Origin of the sequence: Thermoactinomyces sp. CICC 10521 (genome assembly GCF_016055135.1) — a bacterium.
Lineage (GTDB): Bacteria > Bacillota > Bacilli > Thermoactinomycetales > Thermoactinomycetaceae > Thermoactinomyces_A > Thermoactinomyces_A daqus.
In genome coordinates, this window is sequence record NZ_JAECVZ010000001.1 from 220,438 (window position 1) to 235,832 (window position 15,395).

Genomic DNA, 15,395 nt, shown 5'->3' on the forward strand with positions numbered 1-15,395 from the left:
TCTCCTCTCTACTCATTTAAAAACTGCCCCGCCAGCTTTTATGGTGGCTTCACTTACATTGAGCCTGCTGGCGTTCTCTCTGCGATGGCATATCCCATGCCCTCACCATGTTGTAGTTTAACGAGGTTCCGCTCGATGAAAAGCGTAAAATGGATTGGATGCCAGAAGCGATCCTAAAAATAATTTTGTACATTATATCCGAATTCTTTTTTCTTGTCACCCCCTGATTTCAGGGAGTGATCAGAGTTTGACTGGTCAACCGGCTGAACCAGCCCGGGTTTTCGGGGGCGACTTCGGAATCATCGATCAGTTCAATGCTGGGCCTCTCTCCGGTTGTGATCACAAAAGAAGCGGGGAAATGAACCGATCCCTCTCCAAGCCATTCCGTTTGGGCCGGAATGCCCGCCTCCTTCAGCAGGTAATAAAAGGTGCGCGAATCTCTCACCCTGACAAAAATAAACCGGTTCACTTTTCGCATCCAGGCCGTGCTTGTCCGGACAAAGATTGGAGATTTGCCCGGATTAATTGCAGCGGATTCGGAGGCCATGGAGTACGGCACATATTCCGGACTGCCAATAAAGGGAGTCCCCTCGGGAAGAGCCTGTCTGTCCCTTGTCGCAAATACCAACAAGCCGGAAACTGCTTCCATTTCCGGATCGTCTTCTGCCGAAAGGATCTGCGGGGATTTTGATTTGGCATGAAAGGAGGAAATGAAGGCGAAAAGAGCTACCACTACGATGACTGTCGTCCATTTCAGCGGCTGGAACAGGATGCGCCGCTGTTTTGTCCGTGCTTCCCGCCCCAGTTTTTCCAGTGACGTGACCAAATCGACCATCTCGAAAAAAAGCTGCCGACAATGCGGACAAACCTTCACGTGCGCCTGTAGCACCATCATCTCTTGATCCTGGATCTCACCGTCCGCATAGAGTTGGATCAGCGTCTCTACTTCCCTACAGGTTCGGCTCATACGCCCCTCTCCCTTACCCCTTCCTGGATAACCGTTCTTTCAACAGTTTGCGGGAACGGAACAATTGAGTTTTCACCGTTCCTTCCGGAATGCCCAATTCCTTGCTGATCTCCGCGTAAGAATACCCGTAATAATGGCGCAAGACAATGACGCGCCGGTATATTTCCGGCAAGGAACCGATTTCTTCCTTCATCCGTTCCAATAACAGCTTGCGCTCCACCTGTTCTTCGACTGAAGCATTTGCATTCACGGCTGCTTCGGCCTGGGGCATCGCTTCATCCAGGGTAACCACGGGCAGGCTCTTTTTCCGCTTCTGGTCGCGAAAACGATTCGTCATCATCGTCCTGAGCCAGGCTTTCAGCGATTTTTCATATGTATATTTGCCTGATTTCTGATGAGCCTGCCACAGCGTTTCCTGCGTCAAATCTTTTGCATCTTCCGGGTTTCCGGTCAAGCGGTAGGCGATGCGGAACAAGTACCGCTGGTGTTTGTGCAGCCGCTCCATAAATTCATCCGCAACGCTTTTCCACGCTCTTTCCCCCATCCCATTGCTGTTCATGGCTTCCTGTTGCACGGCGATTTTTGCACAACAGGGGTTTCACCTCTCTTTCTCTATTGTTCAACTGCTTTTTGCAGGGATTCGACCGTGATATTCCAATGCGAATCGTGCCAGAGAACTTTTCCGTCCGAAAGCAAAATGGCTTGCGGCGATTCATGCTTCACTTGAAGTTGGTCGGCGATGTGATTGGACACCGCCCGATCTTCCCTCACATGCACCACGGCTATTTTGACGCCGGCCGCGGCAGGGGTTTCGCTGAATCTCTTCAGTTCCGCAAAGGCATTGGCGCTGATCGGACAGGTTGTGCTATGTTTAAACACCAGTACCGGAATTTGTTTTGACTGGCTATACACTTCATCCCATTGGTTTAATTCGCTCAGTTGTGTAAAGGTGCTCATCTTTTTCACCCTTTGTGTCGGTTTTTCTTATTTTAACACATCCGTTTCCGGAGTGTTGACTTGTGCGATGTTGGCAGAATACGGAAATCCGTTTGAGAAGAAAAACGGGCTTTGGAACGTGTTCCCCCCTTGCGGAAGGCCATGCTCCAAAGCCCGTTTCATTTATTCTTTTTCCGCTGCAGACGTCTCTTTTGGCTTCAGCGGCAATTCCAGCCATTTGCCGGAAAACTCTATTCCTGCATCACTCGCTTTATCCATCAGGTCTTCCGCCTGATTTTTCACGGTCACATACAGGTCTTTCCCTTTCGCTTTCACTGTTTCAAGATTTTTCCCCAATTCTTCGCGCAGTTCTTTGCCCGTACGCGGCGCGGTTAACAGGGCAACCGCCGCACCGACCAAACCGCCCAGAATGGCCCCCGCCACAAAATATCTACCGTTTTTCGCCATCCAGCTTTCCTCCTCGTTCTCCCTTTTCATACTGATGGTCCTGCCTCCACTTTTTGGCCAGCTCGATTCCGACACCGAGGAGCGCAATTGCATTTCCCCAACGGTTGCGGTTCACCTCTACGCTTTTTAATACACTTGTGGAAGCCTCCTGTAAACTTTTCCCCATTTCCCCCAGTGAATCAAACAGGTGCTCCACCTTTTGCGATTTTTGCCGCACGTCTTCCACCAAAAACCGGACTTCTTTCAGTGTGCGGGACGATTCCTCAACAGTATTTTCCACTTTCCCCTTGAGGTCGGCAAGTGTCTGGTTTACAGACAGCAATGTTTGGGTCAAAGCATTTAATGAACGAATGAGAAAAATAACGAGAATCACGAGCGCTGCCGCGATCACTGCCACACTCACTTCAATAATCACGCGAGAACCTCCTTGCCATTTCTCAGCAATCATTCCTGCCCCCGTTTCGCCCAGGACCGGGGATGAAGGCGGAGGCGAATCCGAAAAATCGAATGACAAATATTCCCTTCGCATCCGCTTGCTTCTTTTTTCATTGTACCGAATAGTCTCCTGCAAGCTCCACCAAAAATGAGGCAAAACTCCAAATCCTCGGGTTAAGTTATTAGTCCGAATCTTCAGCGCTAGTACGATCAATTTGGAAACTGTATAATAGACGGGGAATGTTAAAATGCTTGAGGTGAAAGAATATGGATACGAAATCCGTCGTAGTCATGAAAGGTGACCAAACAGGACAAGAGTTGTTGGACGAAGCATTGCGCGTCCTTGATCCCAATGTGATCGGCTTTGAGATCGATTTTCAAACTTTTGACTTAAGTTTAGAAAATCGCCGAAACACGAAAAATCAAGTTGTTTATGATGCGGCTCAAGCCATGAAACGGGCCGGATTCGGTTTGAAAGCGGCAACAATCACACCGGAGGAAAAAGGGGATGTCGGCAGCCCCAACGCAATTTTGCGCAAGGAAATCGACGGCAAGGTGATTATTCGTACCGGCCGCCGCATTCCAGGAGTTCGCCCTGTGGCCGGAACATTTGCCCCGATTTCCGTCATCCGCATGGCAGTCGGTGATGCCTACGGTGCCAAAGAATGGCGGGAAGGGGAAGGTCTGGATGAAATCGCCTATCGCACCGAAAAAATCGACCGCAAAACCTGCCGCGCCGTGGCCGAATTTGCTTTCCGCCACGCAAAAAAAACCAATGCAAAAGTGTTTGGCGGCCCCAAATATACCGTCAGCCCCGTCTATGAAGGAATGCTCAAGGAAGAAATGGATGAGGCAGCCAAACGTTATCCTGAAGTTCGTTACGAGCCGCAACTGATTGATGCCACCTATGCGCTTCTCATCAACAATTCCGGTGAATCCCTGGTAATTCCTGCACTCAATCGCGATGGTGACTGCCTCAGCGACCTCGTTCTGCAAATGTTTGGAACGATCGCCGGCTCAGAATCGATTTTGATGAGTTTTAATGAAGATTTCAATTCTCAAGTCGTTATGGCTGAAGCTCCCCATGGCACCGCCCCGTCCTTGTTTGGCAAAAATGTCGCCAACCCGATGGCGATGATCCTGGCCGCTGCTTCCCTGCTCACTTATTTCAATGATCCCAAAGCAACCGCCGCTTCCCGCGCCATCTACGAATCCGTGATCGAAAGCGTGCGAGAAGGCGTCCGCACTGCCGATCTGGGCGGAAGCTCCACCACAACCGAATTTACCAACGAAGTGATCAGCAAAGTGCAGACCAAACTGGAAGTATGGACTACCTTGCAAGGATTTTAAGCCGTCAAAACATAACGCCCGGAGGTACAGCAGGTTGTACCTTTGGGCGTTATTTCATGAAAGTGCACAGTGATACGAATGTTCATGTCTTTTCACGCCGGGTTCTTTTCCCATTGCTGCCGCCACTGTTTGATCTCTTTGCGGAAAACGGACTTCAGTTTTTTATATTCCGCCTTCAGCTTGGCCTGATCGATCTGCAGAGCTTGTTCAACCTCTTTCCATGACTTTTTTTCTTCTTTCAATTTCAGCACTTCTTCATAAGATTTTCCACTTGCTTTGGACAAAACGGCAGCTTTGACAGCCCCGGGCAAACCGAGCCGGGAATGGTAGAGTGCCTGTTGAATCTCCGCCGGGGTGCGGCCCAGATAATCGGCCAGAATCTCAAAAGCGACAGCCGGATGGTTTTTCAGCCATTTCGCTGCGTGTGCGCGCGGAAACCACTTATGCAGCTCCTGCACCACCGCTCTCCGGTCCAAATGATAAACGGACAGCACCTCTTTCCAATTCTGCTTCTGTTTCATCGTTTGCAGCACTTGATCGAGCGGTTGGCGGCTCAGTTTTGCAATTACACCGGCAATGGCCAGCTTTCCGGGCTTCACCTGGTAGGTGGCCATCAATTGTTTTACCTGTGCAACATCCATTCCCAACTGTTTCGCGACGATTTCCTCCGCTTTTTCCCGGTGAGTTCCCTGCAGTTGCTGTGTCTGACCGCTCTCGCCAAGGATTTGCTTTTTCACCTGCGCAAAACTGACTTGATGGACGCCAAAAGCGATGCCCCCGATCAGCCCCAGAACGGCAGCCGTTCCGATCAGCTTTTTCAATGAAAGCATCGATGCTCTCCTCCTTTTTCCTAATTCGGCGATATTCTACTAGCATAACCGAAAACGATGACAAAAATTGGACAGCATCGTGACCGGATGAAGAAACGGGAAAGGCCGGCGCGAAACAAGTGTCTTTTCCACACTCGCCGGCGACGGAAATTTTTTCGCCGTGCAATTGGGCGGCTGTTTGCCGATGGAAAAGACGGACCCCGTTTCTCAAAAGCCCGCCTACTTCTAATCCGCTCTAACGAAAATCGAGGAGAAGAGGGGCAGGCGTCCCCGGAATGGTAACTGACTCACAGGAAAAGGCCCTGTCCCGGATCGGGAGGGCCTCGCTTGCTTCAAGCCTGCTATTTTTTCTTGCGCGGAACTTTCTTTTTCCCCTGCAGAATGTCCATCCCCAGCGAAGGATCAGCCCTGATGGAATCTGCAAATTGTTTTAATTCCTTAAAATCAACATCGGCTCGGGTCACTTTCATCAGATATTCCAATACCGCGTTCATTCCGCCGCGGTCATGAGCTCTCTTTGCTCCGGCCAAAATCTGTTCCATTTGCTGTTCAGTCAATACACGCTGTCCCATGACAGAATTGATCATCTGCACCAAATCTTTTACCGTGATTTCATTTCCGGCCAATCAGATCCCCTCCTATTAAGGCAACTCTGTACACCTTATGTAAAGAGAGGCGGTGCAGTCCGGGGCAAAAGCCCTGCCAACAAGCCCAAAAGAGGAGAAACGGGTACCAACCCAACACTTTTTTTGCGGGAAAGGTATAGGATTTTACTAACCAGTCGGCAGAAAGGGTTGAAGCAGAATGGGTTACAAACCCGTGCAAGTAAAGGCCGCCGTTTTCCGTCCGCCCGTCATTTCCCCATGGCTGAATCTGCTGCTGTTTTTGCTGGTCATTCCCACGATTTTTGTCTTTGTCGCCAATCTTTGAAACGCAGGCAGGGGAGGCCTTTGTACCCTTGGCATAGTCATAAACCGCGATTCCCGGTTGAAGGTGCATTGAAAGGAGCGGCTTTTACTGTTGCGGTTTCGGCCGAAGCTTCTCAATCAACGCAACCGGAAGAAACGCGCGGCATTGGTGACGAAGGCGACGGAAACAAAGAGCACCCTGACCCGTCGGACTTCCGATTCAGGAATTTGCCAACAAGCTGAGTGCCCCCGCTCCGGAGGGCACTTTCTTAATACCAAAAAAACATGAGCCTTACCCGTTTCAGGCTCATTTTTCTTCATTCGGTTTGGAACCGGCGCCGATGGACTGAATCAAAAGATGGTCTTGCTCCTTGCTGAGCAAATGAACCAATAACTGGTATTCCTCCAATAGCATGAGTTCAAAAAACTTGAAGTCTTGCTTTATTTTCCGGTTTTCCTTAATCAATTGTTCCAGCTGGCTTTGCACCTTTTCCATCTGTTCTTCGAGGCGAGACAACCGAGAGTCCAAGCATTCTGTCAGCCGGTCAGGCAAAACCCGCACCTCTTTCTGCCTTAGAACTTAAGAAGCACTTTATCTTATGTTGTGATTCCTTCTTCGTTATCGGCTTTCACCTGAAGGCGTTTGTCATTTTTCAGTTCAAACGGGATCTCTGCCTGTTCTTTCACGGAAGAGATCAAACGGATGAGATGCTGGTATTTATCTTTCACTTCCTGCTGATACCATTGATAAGAGTTCATTTCCTCCCGCAGTTTTTTATTTTCTTCCCTCAATTCTTTCTCCTGTTTCCGCTTGCTCTCCACTTTTTCAGACAGCGATTTCACTTCTGCTTTCAGTCTGCTGCCCTCTTTTTCCATCTGCTTTATAAGGGGAATCAACTGCGATATGCTTTGGGGGGAATTGGCGCGTTTTTGTTGCAATTGGCGGTAGACACGCTTCTTTTTTGCCTCTGTATAGGAAAGCGGATCTTTTTGCCGCAGGACGGCGTTCCAACGAAACCCGCAGGCTCCGGGCGTGCGGCCCAATTTTTTTCCAATTTTTTCAAACGCCTCAACCTGCGTGCCTCCATTGATAATTGTCTGGAGTACACATTCTTTTAACAGTTGATCTTCTTCAGCTGTCCAGCCCCGCCCTTTCATCCATCCTCCTCCTCTCCGCTGATGATGCTCCTACACATTTTCTATATTCATTATTTAGTCGGAGAAGGAGGTTTTTATGATAACACATCATAAAAAATATTCATTTTGGATAGACCTGCATCGGTGAAAGTTTGTTGCTGACTGATCGCTGAGTCATCCTTTCCTCAGGCGCTTCACTCCGCTTCGGGCTTTGTTCCAACTCTTCCTCACAGGGTTCGCTAATTGGAATTTACCTCCCGAACATCAGGCAGCGGACAAACCGGTATTTCTTTCAACAGCGCATCATCGGGCGGCAGTTTTTCCACTCCATCCGGAAGCACCTCCAGACAGAGGTTCAACCAATCCAGAACCCGATCGACCAAAACACCATCTTTTTCGGGAGCAAACGGCGAAAGGTATTTGATGGCACTGGTCGCCAGTTTTCTGGCTCCGCGCACTTTTCCTCTGTTGAGTTGATGCATGATGGCCGCAATTTGGATCAAACCGTGATAAAAGTCATTGTGACGCTGTGATTGCCACAATTCTTCCAAAACTTCGTGCGCTTCCCAATATTCCCCCCGGTGATAATAAATAAAAAATAATTGATAGAGATTGTGAGCCATCGCTTTTATTCAAACCTCCGTTCACATTCCATTTTTAATCAGCATAACAGAAACCCGGGAAAAAGAAAAAAGACCAGGTTTACCTGGTCACATGAAAGAGGGTCAAGATTAAGGAGTTAAAAAGAAGCGTGGTAGCGTAAGCAAGAAGGTCAACCTTACTTACACGAACATTTTAACACGCTCCCCGAAATTTGTCGATATCATGTCGATGATCATTTTCAAACTTTTTCAAGTTTGGCGGTCTAATCCAACAGTTTTAAATTACCCAACGCTTCCAAAACAGGAAAATCCGGGGTGTGTTCGTCGCTTTAAGCACCTCGGTGAATTCTGAGCGTATCACTTTGTTTTTCGGGTCCATCCTCAGCGCCAATTTCAATTGCCGCGCCGCTTCCTCGTACTTTTTCATCTCGATGAACACTTTTGCTTTGCGTTGATGGTACAAGGGGTTGGCCCGATAGTAGTGAGCTGCCAGTTCCAAGTGCAAAAGAGCTTGTCCGGTTTTTCCGCGTAAAAGGTAAATTTCCGCCATCAGCGTGTGAGCAATTGAGTCTTTGGGGTCCAGTTCCAGACAGCGAAACAACAAATTTTGCGCCAGGGTGATCGTATCCGTATGGCTCATCAAGTAGCGCGCATACTCACGGTAAGCCTTGGCAAAGCGGGTATGTACCCGCACACACGCCTGATAAAGCGATGCAGCTTCTTTCAGGTCGTTTTGCGCCTCACAAATTTGCGCCAACAGGAGCATGGCATCAGCATGCTGAGGCTCCAGCTTGAGCGCTTCCTCAACGGCTGCTTGCGCCCGGTGCCAATATCCTTTGCGCGCCTCCAAAATGGACAGCACCAGATAATATTCGACTCTCGGGTCATTTTTGAGCAATCGCTCTATGCGGGCGCGATTCCGCCGATAGCTGCCTGACGCAAGTCTTTTCCCTTGAGGTTCAGCAATAAAATCCGCCTCAATGATCGGCCCCGCCACCATACAGTTCCCCCTTTTTCCCATCTCTCTCTATCCTTTTTCTGTAAAATTTTGCTGCTTGCCGGGTCGTGGTGTCCCCCCAGACCTCCCCATGTTCACTGAGGGGGGCACCACTCCAATCCATTGCTTAAGCCTATCCTGGGGTTTTGTCGTCAAGTCATTGCTTGTTCATGAATAATTATTCATTCATTGACGAAAAACAACCCCCCGGAAACAGAGGACGAAACAGGGTTTGTTTGCCAAACAAACACAACCTTATCGGGATTGCAAACGGATGCGCGTGATATAATCCGTTTCATAATAGTCCAACTCATCTCTCAAAGCTTCGAAGATCTTGGACAGGGAAACCGTGATTTTCCGCAAAGCTTCGGGAGGAGTTTGTCGGAATTTGATCGCATCCATCTGAGTATATGTGTAACGGCCGTCTTCCTCATATACCTCGTGCTTCGGATAATAAAAGGCATAAATGCATGAATGGACGATTTCACTCAGCACTTTTTCCGCAAACTCGTGATTGAACTTGGCTCGCCGCAAAACGAGGCTCACCTTCTCATACCCGAGTTCGCAAGCGACACTCAAATGCCTTAAATCCTGCAGGTATTCACAGATATAGGCCTCTTGTGCGGAATCATTTTCTTTTTCCCCCAGCAGCATGGGCACATGGGTATAATTAAGAAAATGATTCAGCTCTTCTTTCGCTTCTTTTAATTTGTCTTTTACGAAAACACATAATTGTCTCGTCTGCTCTGCCGGCATCAAAAAGACCCCCCTTGGACCAGGACTAGCCCCCTTCATTTCCACTTTTAGTATATCATATGAAGTATTTAATTTCTGCATTTAATTTCGACGTTTTTCTCATAAAATTACAGGAATAAAATCATATTTATAAATGAATTTATTTATATAATAATATTGTTTGTACCAACATTTTCTTTAACGACATGTTAATGGAGGTTCAGATCCATGATTCCTGCATGGCTACCAGAAGACCCAAATCAATGGGTTGATTCTTTTCGCTTTTTCACCCCGGTTCAAGTCCGGTTCTCCGATACCGATATGCTCGGACACATCAACAACGTCAGTTATTTCAGCTATTTTGAGCATGGGCGGATCGCCTATTTCGAGGAGTTGAATCTAACCGATAGGATGTTCGATCTCCATTCGGAACACAGCGGAATCATTGTGGCTGCAAGTTTGGAGTGCCAGTATCTGCGGCAGGTACACTTTGGGCAAAAGGTGAACCTCGGGGTTCGCATCAGTCGCATCGGCAACAGCAGCATGGATTTTGAATATGCCCTGCTGGCCGATGACCAACTGGCAGCTGCCGGTCGCGGAACGGTCGTTTATATTAACCCGAAAACCGGAAAAAGCCAGCCTCTCCCGGAAGAGATCAAACAGGCGATTCGCGAATTCGAAAACTCGGCCACCAACGTACATTAATAAGGAAGACCCGGGCTCTCCGGGCCTTCCCTGTTAATGGTACCATTTATCTCCGTGATGATAAGCGATCGTCTGTGCGACAATGCGGCTGATATCGTCCCTGTTTATATTGGAAAGCTCACCGTGAACCAAAACGCTGGCATCCAGTTCAGCTTCTGTCAACAATTCATACAACTCGGGGGAAACTGCCAATACCAATTGAGATAACCTCAATGTTTGCATTTTGACTCACCTCAATCAGCTGAATTTGCCACACCTGTAAGGGGAAAAACCCGCTGTTTGCTTTTTCATTATGCCACATCTTTCGCTAAAAATCTATTTTTTTCGACAAATCGAAACACAATCTCCTATATAAAAATCTGGCGGATATTATTTTTGTTCGGCGCAACCCCTGCGCAGTCAAAGAAAAAAGTCCGGCTATTCCACCGGACTCGGGGGCTGATCACCAAACCAAGTTTTCAAAATACAGGAAATATCAAAAATGAGTGCAGGACGGCTTACAGACTCAGCCTTCCCGGGCGGACCGTTTCCCCAGCAGAATGGCATGATCCACTTTAATACAACGGTCCATGATCACGATCAGTCCATTTTCAGCGGCCAGCTCCGCCGCTTCTTCATTCCAGACTCCGATCTGCATCCAGATCGCTTTTGCCCGGACTTTGACGGCTTCCTCCGCGATCGGAAACACCTCTTCACTTCGGCGAAACACATTGACAATATCGATCGGCTCGTTGATCTCGCTCAGTGAGCGATAGGGCTTTTCTCCCAAAACCGGACCGGTCAGATAAGGATTGACCGGAAAAATGCGATATCCCGCATCCTGCAATGCCGCAGCGATCAGATAGCTCGTTCGTTCAGGTTTATCCGAGCATCCCACCACAGCGATATTTTTCGCCTCTTTCAGCAATTTTGCCCTCTCTGCATCAGTCGGATTCTGAAACATTTTCCTGCTCCTCTCCATTCTTCTCTTGTGTCAGCCAGTCGATCCCCATTCGCTGCTTCATATTCTGCACAAAAGAAGGCAGGGAAAACGCATTTCCCCCCTGATTGAAATAAGCTCTTTTTACTCTTTCCATCAGCCATTTGGGAATCTTTCGCCCACGGATATAGGGATAACAGACATAATAAGCCTCCACCAGATGTTCCCAGCGCCGGTCCCGACCCGGTTCCATATACTCGGACACATCGATCAGCTTGGCGCGCCCCTTTTGCAACAACACATTTTTCAAATGAATATCGCGGGGATTGAGACCCTGGCAGCGCGCGCAATCAACTGCCTCTTCGACGTCGCGGATCACCTGCTCCGGAATCACGATCCCCAGTTCCAAGCATTCATACAAGGTCGGGCCGCTTTCATGGCTGAGGATGAGATAATGATCCCCGTATCCGTAACAGCGGGCATAAAAGGGGCAATTCCCCAGTTTTTGATAAACCGTCCACTCTTTTTCTTTTTTATGAATCCGGTCCTTTGCATACACTTTAAACACAATACCCGGAAATTCCGGATGGGATACGACAATCGCATCCGTTCCCCGTCCGATCTCGTGAAAAACAGGCGGAACGCTTTTAACCGCCACCAATTCATTTTCAGGTGAAGCAACAATCTGAATGCGCTTCAGCTCCTGTTCCACGTCGCCGCGGAGCAATGTTCCTCCTGTTTGAAAAATAGCGGATCCACTCCTTTGAGGGCTTTCCCTTCCTATTTGCATTCTTGCTTGTATTTACCCCTAAAAAGGTGGGATCATGCATGACTGAAAAAACATTTTTTTCCAAACAAGGACAATTTCGCAACAACCGGCGATGAAAAGCACCGTCGTCCACCACATCATGCGCACTGCCAACTTCAGATGCACCCGTTTTTTCGGTTGCCGGGGGTCACCAAGCCGGGCGCGAACTGAAACCTTCCCCTGATAGGTATTGGTTCCCCCGAGTTGAATATTCAACGCCCCTGCCATCAAGGATTCAGGAATGCCGCTGTTGGGGCTGGGGTGCAGATGAGCATCGCGCCGGACCACGCGCCAACCGGAACGGAAATCGAGGCGCAAACAAAAAGCAGCTGCCAGCATGGGGATAACGGTCAGGCGGGCGGGCAGCCAGTTGGCCAGATCGTCAAGCCGGGCCGAAGCCCAGCCCAGATCGATGTACTTTTCATTTCGATAGCCCACCATCGCGTCCAGGGTGTTGACTGCCCGGTAGGCAAAGGCGAGCGGGGCTCCGCCGATCAGCGCATAAAACAAAGGTGAAATCACTGCATCGACAATATTTTCCGCCACCGTTTCCACCCCTCCGCGGACGATTTCATCACAGTCGAGATGCTCCGTATCCCGTCCGACCACCATCGCCAGTTCCCGGCGGGCCTTTTCCACATCTCCCTCCGCCAGCGCCCGGAAGATTTGATTCCCCGCGTCAGCCAGCCCTTTCGGCGCGATCGTCAGCCAAACCAAGACGATTTCACTCACCAGTCCGGCCAGCGGGCTCCAACCATCACACAGTTTTGTGATCCCCCATGCCAGTCCGTAGGTTCCTCCGGCAATCACCAGTGGAAACAGCAACCCGAGCAGGCGGACTTTCCGGCCGGTAACGGCAAGGCGGGAAATCAGGCGGAGAAGCCCTTTTTCCAGCCATGTGATACAGCGGCCGATCCCGGCGACGGGGTGGGGAAGCCAGCGGGGGTCCCCGAACATCAGTTCAAGCAGAAAAGCTCCGCAAATGATCCATATTTTCTCCATCCCGATCCTCTTTCTCCCCTTATCCTCCCGAACCGGCCACCGCCTGGCGAACGGATGCGGACACAGCCTGTCCAATCGCATTGCCGAGCGGTGTAGTCACTCCCGCATACACATGAGTATAACCAGCCAGTTCCATTTGCGTGGCGGCAATGATGACCGCATCAGTCGTTGTTCCTGTCGCCTGTTTTCCATGTGCATCCTTTACATGCAAATCCTGCAGGGCGGCCGCTTTCGCTTCCGTCGCCGTCATCACGGCATTGATCATGGCGGCTGCCGTCATCTTTCCATCGATCACGATCATCAAATTAATCGTTCCGGGTCTTAAGTCAGAATGATGCCAAAAAACGGGATACGCCTCTCCCGCCCGTGCGGCATTGCTCACACCGGCAGTAGCAAAAACAGCGAGGCGAAACGTTTTTTCTTCGATTACCCGCAGGCAGCCGCGATCAATATCGGCTGCGGTAAGCAACACAACCGACTCTTCGGGATCCAAGTTGCTGCGCAAAAGCCACCCGGCGATTTCCCCTTCCGGATCAGAAGCGGCATAGCTCAGCGGCACATGGCGGTTAATCAGGCGAAGCGCCGTTTTTTTCTCCCCTCCGTACACCGCGCTCGACAGTACGGTCAGCGGCCTTTCGGAGGCAACCATCACCCGCTCCGGCGTTTGCTCCCATGTCAATAACCAGCTTCCGTTTTGAAACAACTTTTGCATTATGACTCCTCCGCCCCGTTTCCGGCAAAAATCCGCTCGATTTCCCATCGCTCCTCTTTCACGGCAACCCATGCACCGGCATGAGGAATCTCCAGCCGCCAAAACTGATCCCAATCGCGAAAGACATGTTTCGCCAAAAACCAGCGGATCGGGCCACCATGGGAAAAGACGGCCGCCGTTTTCCCGACTGTTTTTTGTTCCGCTTCCTCCAGCCATGCAGTTAAACGCCGATCCAAATCCCTCAGGCTCTCCCCCTGCGGCGGAGCATGCCGGAACGGATCCCCCAGCCATTTTTGCAAGAGCTCCGGCTCCCGTTCGGCGATCTCCCGGTAGGTCCATCCTTCCCACCGCCCAAATGAGCACTCCCGCAAGTCCGGCGTGATTTCCATCGGGGCATCAGGCCAATGTTTGGCACAAAACCGGGCTGTTTCCCGACAGCGCCGCAAATCGCTCACATACATGATCTCCACGTCGAGATGGGCAAGGGAACGGGCCAGTCGCCCTGCCTGCTCAATGCCGCTGCCGTTTAAAGGCTCATCCAGATGCCCGATATATCTTTTCGCCCGGTTGGCCTCTGTTTCACCATGCCGAATCCAGATCAGACGAACCATTTTTCCACCCCCCTGAGCGACAGAATCAACAGCAGGCAAACTTCCGTGAGCTCAATCATGGCGCCATACAGATCTCCGGTGCAGCCGCCGATCCGCCGCTTGGCGACCAGACCGATGCCCCCGCTGACCAACAGTGCGACGACAGATAAAACGACACCCGGCCAGCCGAGCAAAATCACAGCCGGCAGCAAACAGCAAATCCAGGCGAAAAGCATCCTGATCCAGGTTAAATGTTCTTTCATTCCGACTCCGATCCCGTCCTCGCGAATGTAGGGAAAAAAGAAAATCCCCCAGACCGCTCCCATTCGCCCCAGGGCACAGGCAACAACCAGGACGGATCGAAACAGTGAGGCCGGTCCCTGGGCCAGCGTCCAAACCGCTGCCGCTTTGAACAGGATCAAAAGAACGCCGGCAATCATCCCCATCGCACCAATGCGGGAATCTTTCATAATCGCCAGCATCCGTTCGCGATCCCGGTGGGAGCCAAAGCCGTCAGCGGTATCCATCAATCCGTCGAGATGCAATCCCCCCGTCATAAAAATCCAGACAGCCGTATCGATGAGGGCCCGGAGCGGCGGCGAAAACCAGCGGGCAACCAAAAAATCGATCACGGCCAGGAAAGCGCCCAATCCCACTCCGACCACCGGATACCACATCGTGCTTTTTTCCCAGCCCTCCGATTTCAATCGAACAGGAACCGGAAACCGGGTCAAAAAAGCGACGGCATGCCAAAAAGCGTTCATCCTTTCACCTTCCACGGAATTCCCGAAATAACCATCCAGACTTCATCTGCCTGCTCCGCCACCATTTGATTCACGGTTCCCAACGCGTCCTGAAATTGCCGGGTGACCGGGTGCATCGCCACGCCGCCCAGCCCCACTTCATCCGTGACCACAATCGCATTTCGCGTTTTGAGCAAAGCGAGCCACTCTCCCGCCTCTTCGATGATCCGTCCGATGGCGTTTTTTTGTCCCGATTCGCCACCATGCCGTTCCAGGCGATTGCTCACCCAAGCGGTGATGCTGTCGAGCAGGATCATTTTTTCAGCCGGAATTCCGGCCAGCGCCCCGGCCAAATGATGGGGTTCCTCCAGCACTTCCCAATCCGCGGGCCTTCTCAGCTGATGGTTTGCGATGCGCGCCTTCATTTCCGCATCTGCCGGCTCACAGGTGGCCAAATAAATCACTTCCTCCCCTCTCTGCCTGCAAAGCGTCTCGGCAAAGGCGCTTTTCCCCGAGCGCACGCCCCCGGTTACCAGAACTAGTCTCATGTT

The 15,395-nt window shown here is 50.5% G+C and carries 23 protein-coding genes; 3 read left to right on the top strand and 20 right to left on the bottom strand.

Going from position 1 to position 15,395, the window contains the following annotated elements:
* Positions 1–229: 229 nt before the first annotated feature.
* From I8U17_RS01165 to I8U17_RS01185, 5 genes are all read right to left on the bottom strand, one after another.
* Positions 230–967 carry a zf-HC2 domain-containing protein gene (locus I8U17_RS01165; RefSeq protein WP_033099088.1) on the bottom strand — a complete coding sequence of 246 codons (738 nt, stop codon included), beginning with the start codon at positions 965–967 and terminating at the stop codon, positions 230–232.
* A 13-nt stretch (positions 968–980) separates the two neighbouring features.
* The gene (locus tag I8U17_RS01170; RefSeq protein ID WP_152568441.1) at positions 981–1,526 is read right to left on the bottom strand and encodes an RNA polymerase sigma factor; all 546 of its coding nucleotides are present in this window, start codon (positions 1,524–1,526) and stop codon (positions 981–983) included.
* A 53-nt stretch (positions 1,527–1,579) separates the two neighbouring features.
* Positions 1,580–1,924, bottom strand: coding sequence for a bacillithiol system redox-active protein YtxJ (gene ytxJ, locus I8U17_RS01175; RefSeq protein WP_033099090.1), 345 nt, complete (start codon positions 1,922–1,924; stop codon positions 1,580–1,582).
* A 162-nt stretch (positions 1,925–2,086) separates the two neighbouring features.
* A complete protein-coding gene (locus tag I8U17_RS01180; RefSeq protein ID WP_052153833.1) occupies positions 2,087–2,371 on the bottom strand; it encodes a YtxH domain-containing protein in 285 nt (94 codons plus the stop codon).
* Positions 2,355–2,786: a DUF948 domain-containing protein gene (locus tag I8U17_RS01185; protein ID WP_160173771.1), complete on the bottom strand. Its 432-nt coding sequence runs from the start codon at positions 2,784–2,786 to the stop codon at positions 2,355–2,357. The genes I8U17_RS01180 and I8U17_RS01185 overlap by 17 nt, the downstream gene beginning before the upstream one ends.
* A gap of 287 nt (positions 2,787–3,073) precedes the next feature.
* On the opposite strand from I8U17_RS01185, the gene I8U17_RS01190 reads away from it, so the two are divergent.
* A complete protein-coding gene (locus tag I8U17_RS01190; RefSeq protein WP_033099092.1) occupies positions 3,074–4,156 on the top strand; it encodes an isocitrate/isopropylmalate family dehydrogenase in 1,083 nt (360 codons plus the stop codon).
* Between the two features lie 92 nt (positions 4,157–4,248).
* Here the strand turns inward: I8U17_RS01190 and I8U17_RS01195 are convergent, their stop codons facing one another.
* On the bottom strand, positions 4,249–4,986 hold the full coding sequence (locus tag I8U17_RS01195; RefSeq protein ID WP_198058917.1) for a hypothetical protein: 738 nt from the start codon (positions 4,984–4,986) through the stop codon (positions 4,249–4,251).
* 341 nt (positions 4,987–5,327) lie between these two features.
* Complete coding sequence (locus I8U17_RS01200; RefSeq protein WP_033099094.1) at positions 5,328–5,612, bottom strand: hypothetical protein; 285 nt, start codon at positions 5,610–5,612, stop codon at positions 5,328–5,330.
* A gap of 178 nt (positions 5,613–5,790) precedes the next feature.
* Between I8U17_RS01200 and I8U17_RS18540 the strand changes: the two genes are divergently transcribed.
* On the top strand, positions 5,791–5,916 hold the full coding sequence (locus I8U17_RS18540) for a hypothetical protein (protein ID WP_255517802.1): 126 nt from the start codon (positions 5,791–5,793) through the stop codon (positions 5,914–5,916).
* A 285-nt stretch (positions 5,917–6,201) separates the two neighbouring features.
* Here I8U17_RS18540 and I8U17_RS01205 read toward each other — a convergent pair whose 3' ends face one another.
* From I8U17_RS01205 to I8U17_RS01225, 5 genes are all read right to left on the bottom strand, one after another.
* The gene (locus I8U17_RS01205) at positions 6,202–6,447 is read right to left on the bottom strand and encodes a hypothetical protein (protein WP_033099095.1); all 246 of its coding nucleotides are present in this window, start codon (positions 6,445–6,447) and stop codon (positions 6,202–6,204) included.
* A 44-nt stretch (positions 6,448–6,491) separates the two neighbouring features.
* Positions 6,492–7,052: a Myb-like DNA-binding domain-containing protein gene (locus I8U17_RS01210; protein WP_052153834.1), complete on the bottom strand. Its 561-nt coding sequence runs from the start codon at positions 7,050–7,052 to the stop codon at positions 6,492–6,494.
* A 218-nt stretch (positions 7,053–7,270) separates the two neighbouring features.
* A complete protein-coding gene (locus I8U17_RS01215; protein ID WP_033099096.1) occupies positions 7,271–7,654 on the bottom strand; it encodes a DUF309 domain-containing protein in 384 nt (127 codons plus the stop codon).
* A 256-nt stretch (positions 7,655–7,910) separates the two neighbouring features.
* Positions 7,911–8,630: a tetratricopeptide repeat protein gene (locus I8U17_RS01220; RefSeq protein ID WP_160173772.1), complete on the bottom strand. Its 720-nt coding sequence runs from the start codon at positions 8,628–8,630 to the stop codon at positions 7,911–7,913.
* A 255-nt stretch (positions 8,631–8,885) separates the two neighbouring features.
* The gene (locus tag I8U17_RS01225; protein ID WP_198055178.1) at positions 8,886–9,386 is read right to left on the bottom strand and encodes a DUF3907 family protein; all 501 of its coding nucleotides are present in this window, start codon (positions 9,384–9,386) and stop codon (positions 8,886–8,888) included.
* 207 nt (positions 9,387–9,593) lie between these two features.
* On the opposite strand from I8U17_RS01225, the gene I8U17_RS01230 reads away from it, so the two are divergent.
* The gene (locus tag I8U17_RS01230) at positions 9,594–10,070 is read left to right on the top strand and encodes an acyl-CoA thioesterase (RefSeq protein ID WP_033099099.1); all 477 of its coding nucleotides are present in this window, start codon (positions 9,594–9,596) and stop codon (positions 10,068–10,070) included.
* 33 nt (positions 10,071–10,103) lie between these two features.
* Here I8U17_RS01230 and I8U17_RS01235 read toward each other — a convergent pair whose 3' ends face one another.
* From I8U17_RS01235 to cobU, 8 genes are all read right to left on the bottom strand, one after another.
* The gene (locus I8U17_RS01235; RefSeq protein ID WP_033099100.1) at positions 10,104–10,292 is read right to left on the bottom strand and encodes a hypothetical protein; all 189 of its coding nucleotides are present in this window, start codon (positions 10,290–10,292) and stop codon (positions 10,104–10,106) included.
* Between the two features lie 283 nt (positions 10,293–10,575).
* The gene (locus I8U17_RS01240; protein ID WP_033099101.1) at positions 10,576–11,013 is read right to left on the bottom strand and encodes a CoA-binding protein; all 438 of its coding nucleotides are present in this window, start codon (positions 11,011–11,013) and stop codon (positions 10,576–10,578) included.
* On the bottom strand, positions 10,994–11,716 hold the full coding sequence (locus I8U17_RS01245) for a hypothetical protein (RefSeq protein WP_052153835.1): 723 nt from the start codon (positions 11,714–11,716) through the stop codon (positions 10,994–10,996). The genes I8U17_RS01240 and I8U17_RS01245 overlap by 20 nt, the downstream gene beginning before the upstream one ends.
* An 81-nt stretch (positions 11,717–11,797) precedes the next feature.
* Positions 11,798–12,799: an adenosylcobinamide-phosphate synthase CbiB gene (gene cbiB / locus I8U17_RS01250; RefSeq protein WP_052153836.1), complete on the bottom strand. Its 1,002-nt coding sequence runs from the start codon at positions 12,797–12,799 to the stop codon at positions 11,798–11,800.
* Between the two features lie 19 nt (positions 12,800–12,818).
* A complete protein-coding gene (locus tag I8U17_RS01255; protein ID WP_052153837.1) occupies positions 12,819–13,511 on the bottom strand; it encodes an adenosylcobinamide amidohydrolase in 693 nt (230 codons plus the stop codon).
* The gene (locus I8U17_RS01260; RefSeq protein ID WP_198055176.1) at positions 13,511–14,122 is read right to left on the bottom strand and encodes a histidine phosphatase family protein; all 612 of its coding nucleotides are present in this window, start codon (positions 14,120–14,122) and stop codon (positions 13,511–13,513) included. Before I8U17_RS01260 ends, I8U17_RS01255 begins: the two co-directional genes overlap by 1 nt.
* Positions 14,110–14,865 (bottom strand): adenosylcobinamide-GDP ribazoletransferase, encoded by a 756-nt coding sequence (gene cobS / locus I8U17_RS01265; protein WP_198055175.1) that lies wholly within the window; start codon positions 14,863–14,865, stop codon positions 14,110–14,112. Before cobS ends, I8U17_RS01260 begins: the two co-directional genes overlap by 13 nt.
* A complete protein-coding gene (cobU, locus tag I8U17_RS01270; RefSeq protein WP_033099103.1) occupies positions 14,862–15,392 on the bottom strand; it encodes a bifunctional adenosylcobinamide kinase/adenosylcobinamide-phosphate guanylyltransferase in 531 nt (176 codons plus the stop codon). Before cobU ends, cobS begins: the two co-directional genes overlap by 4 nt.
* Between the last annotated feature and the right edge of the window lie 3 nt (positions 15,393–15,395).

Coding starts and splice junctions, on each gene's coding strand:
- I8U17_RS01165 (WP_033099088.1), bottom strand. CDS start 967: ATGAGCCGAACCTGTAGGGAAGTAGAGACGCTGATCCAACTCTATGCG.
- I8U17_RS01170 (WP_152568441.1), bottom strand. CDS start 1,526: ATGAACAGCAATGGGATGGGGGAAAGAGCGTGGAAAAGCGTTGCGGAT.
- ytxJ (WP_033099090.1), bottom strand. CDS start 1,924: ATGAGCACCTTTACACAACTGAGCGAATTAAACCAATGGGATGAAGTG.
- I8U17_RS01180 (WP_052153833.1), bottom strand. CDS start 2,371: ATGGCGAAAAACGGTAGATATTTTGTGGCGGGGGCCATTCTGGGCGGT.
- I8U17_RS01190 (WP_033099092.1), top strand. CDS start 3,074: ATGGATACGAAATCCGTCGTAGTCATGAAAGGTGACCAAACAGGACAA.
- I8U17_RS01195 (WP_198058917.1), bottom strand. CDS start 4,986: ATGCTTTCATTGAAAAAGCTGATCGGAACGGCTGCCGTTCTGGGGCTG.
- I8U17_RS18540 (WP_255517802.1), top strand. CDS start 5,791: ATGGGTTACAAACCCGTGCAAGTAAAGGCCGCCGTTTTCCGTCCGCCC.
- I8U17_RS01210 (WP_052153834.1), bottom strand. CDS start 7,052: ATGAAAGGGCGGGGCTGGACAGCTGAAGAAGATCAACTGTTAAAAGAA.
- I8U17_RS01215 (WP_033099096.1), bottom strand. CDS start 7,654: ATGGCTCACAATCTCTATCAATTATTTTTTATTTATTATCACCGGGGG.
- I8U17_RS01225 (WP_198055178.1), bottom strand. CDS start 9,386: ATGCCGGCAGAGCAGACGAGACAATTATGTGTTTTCGTAAAAGACAAA.
- I8U17_RS01230 (WP_033099099.1), top strand. CDS start 9,594: ATGATTCCTGCATGGCTACCAGAAGACCCAAATCAATGGGTTGATTCT.
- I8U17_RS01235 (WP_033099100.1), bottom strand. CDS start 10,292: ATGCAAACATTGAGGTTATCTCAATTGGTATTGGCAGTTTCCCCCGAG.
- I8U17_RS01240 (WP_033099101.1), bottom strand. CDS start 11,013: ATGTTTCAGAATCCGACTGATGCAGAGAGGGCAAAATTGCTGAAAGAG.
- cbiB (WP_052153836.1), bottom strand. CDS start 12,799: ATGGAGAAAATATGGATCATTTGCGGAGCTTTTCTGCTTGAACTGATG.
- I8U17_RS01255 (WP_052153837.1), bottom strand. CDS start 13,511: ATGCAAAAGTTGTTTCAAAACGGAAGCTGGTTATTGACATGGGAGCAA.
- I8U17_RS01260 (WP_198055176.1), bottom strand. CDS start 14,122: ATGGTTCGTCTGATCTGGATTCGGCATGGTGAAACAGAGGCCAACCGG.
- cobS (WP_198055175.1), bottom strand. CDS start 14,865: ATGAACGCTTTTTGGCATGCCGTCGCTTTTTTGACCCGGTTTCCGGTT.
- cobU (WP_033099103.1), bottom strand. CDS start 15,392: ATGAGACTAGTTCTGGTAACCGGGGGCGTGCGCTCGGGGAAAAGCGCC.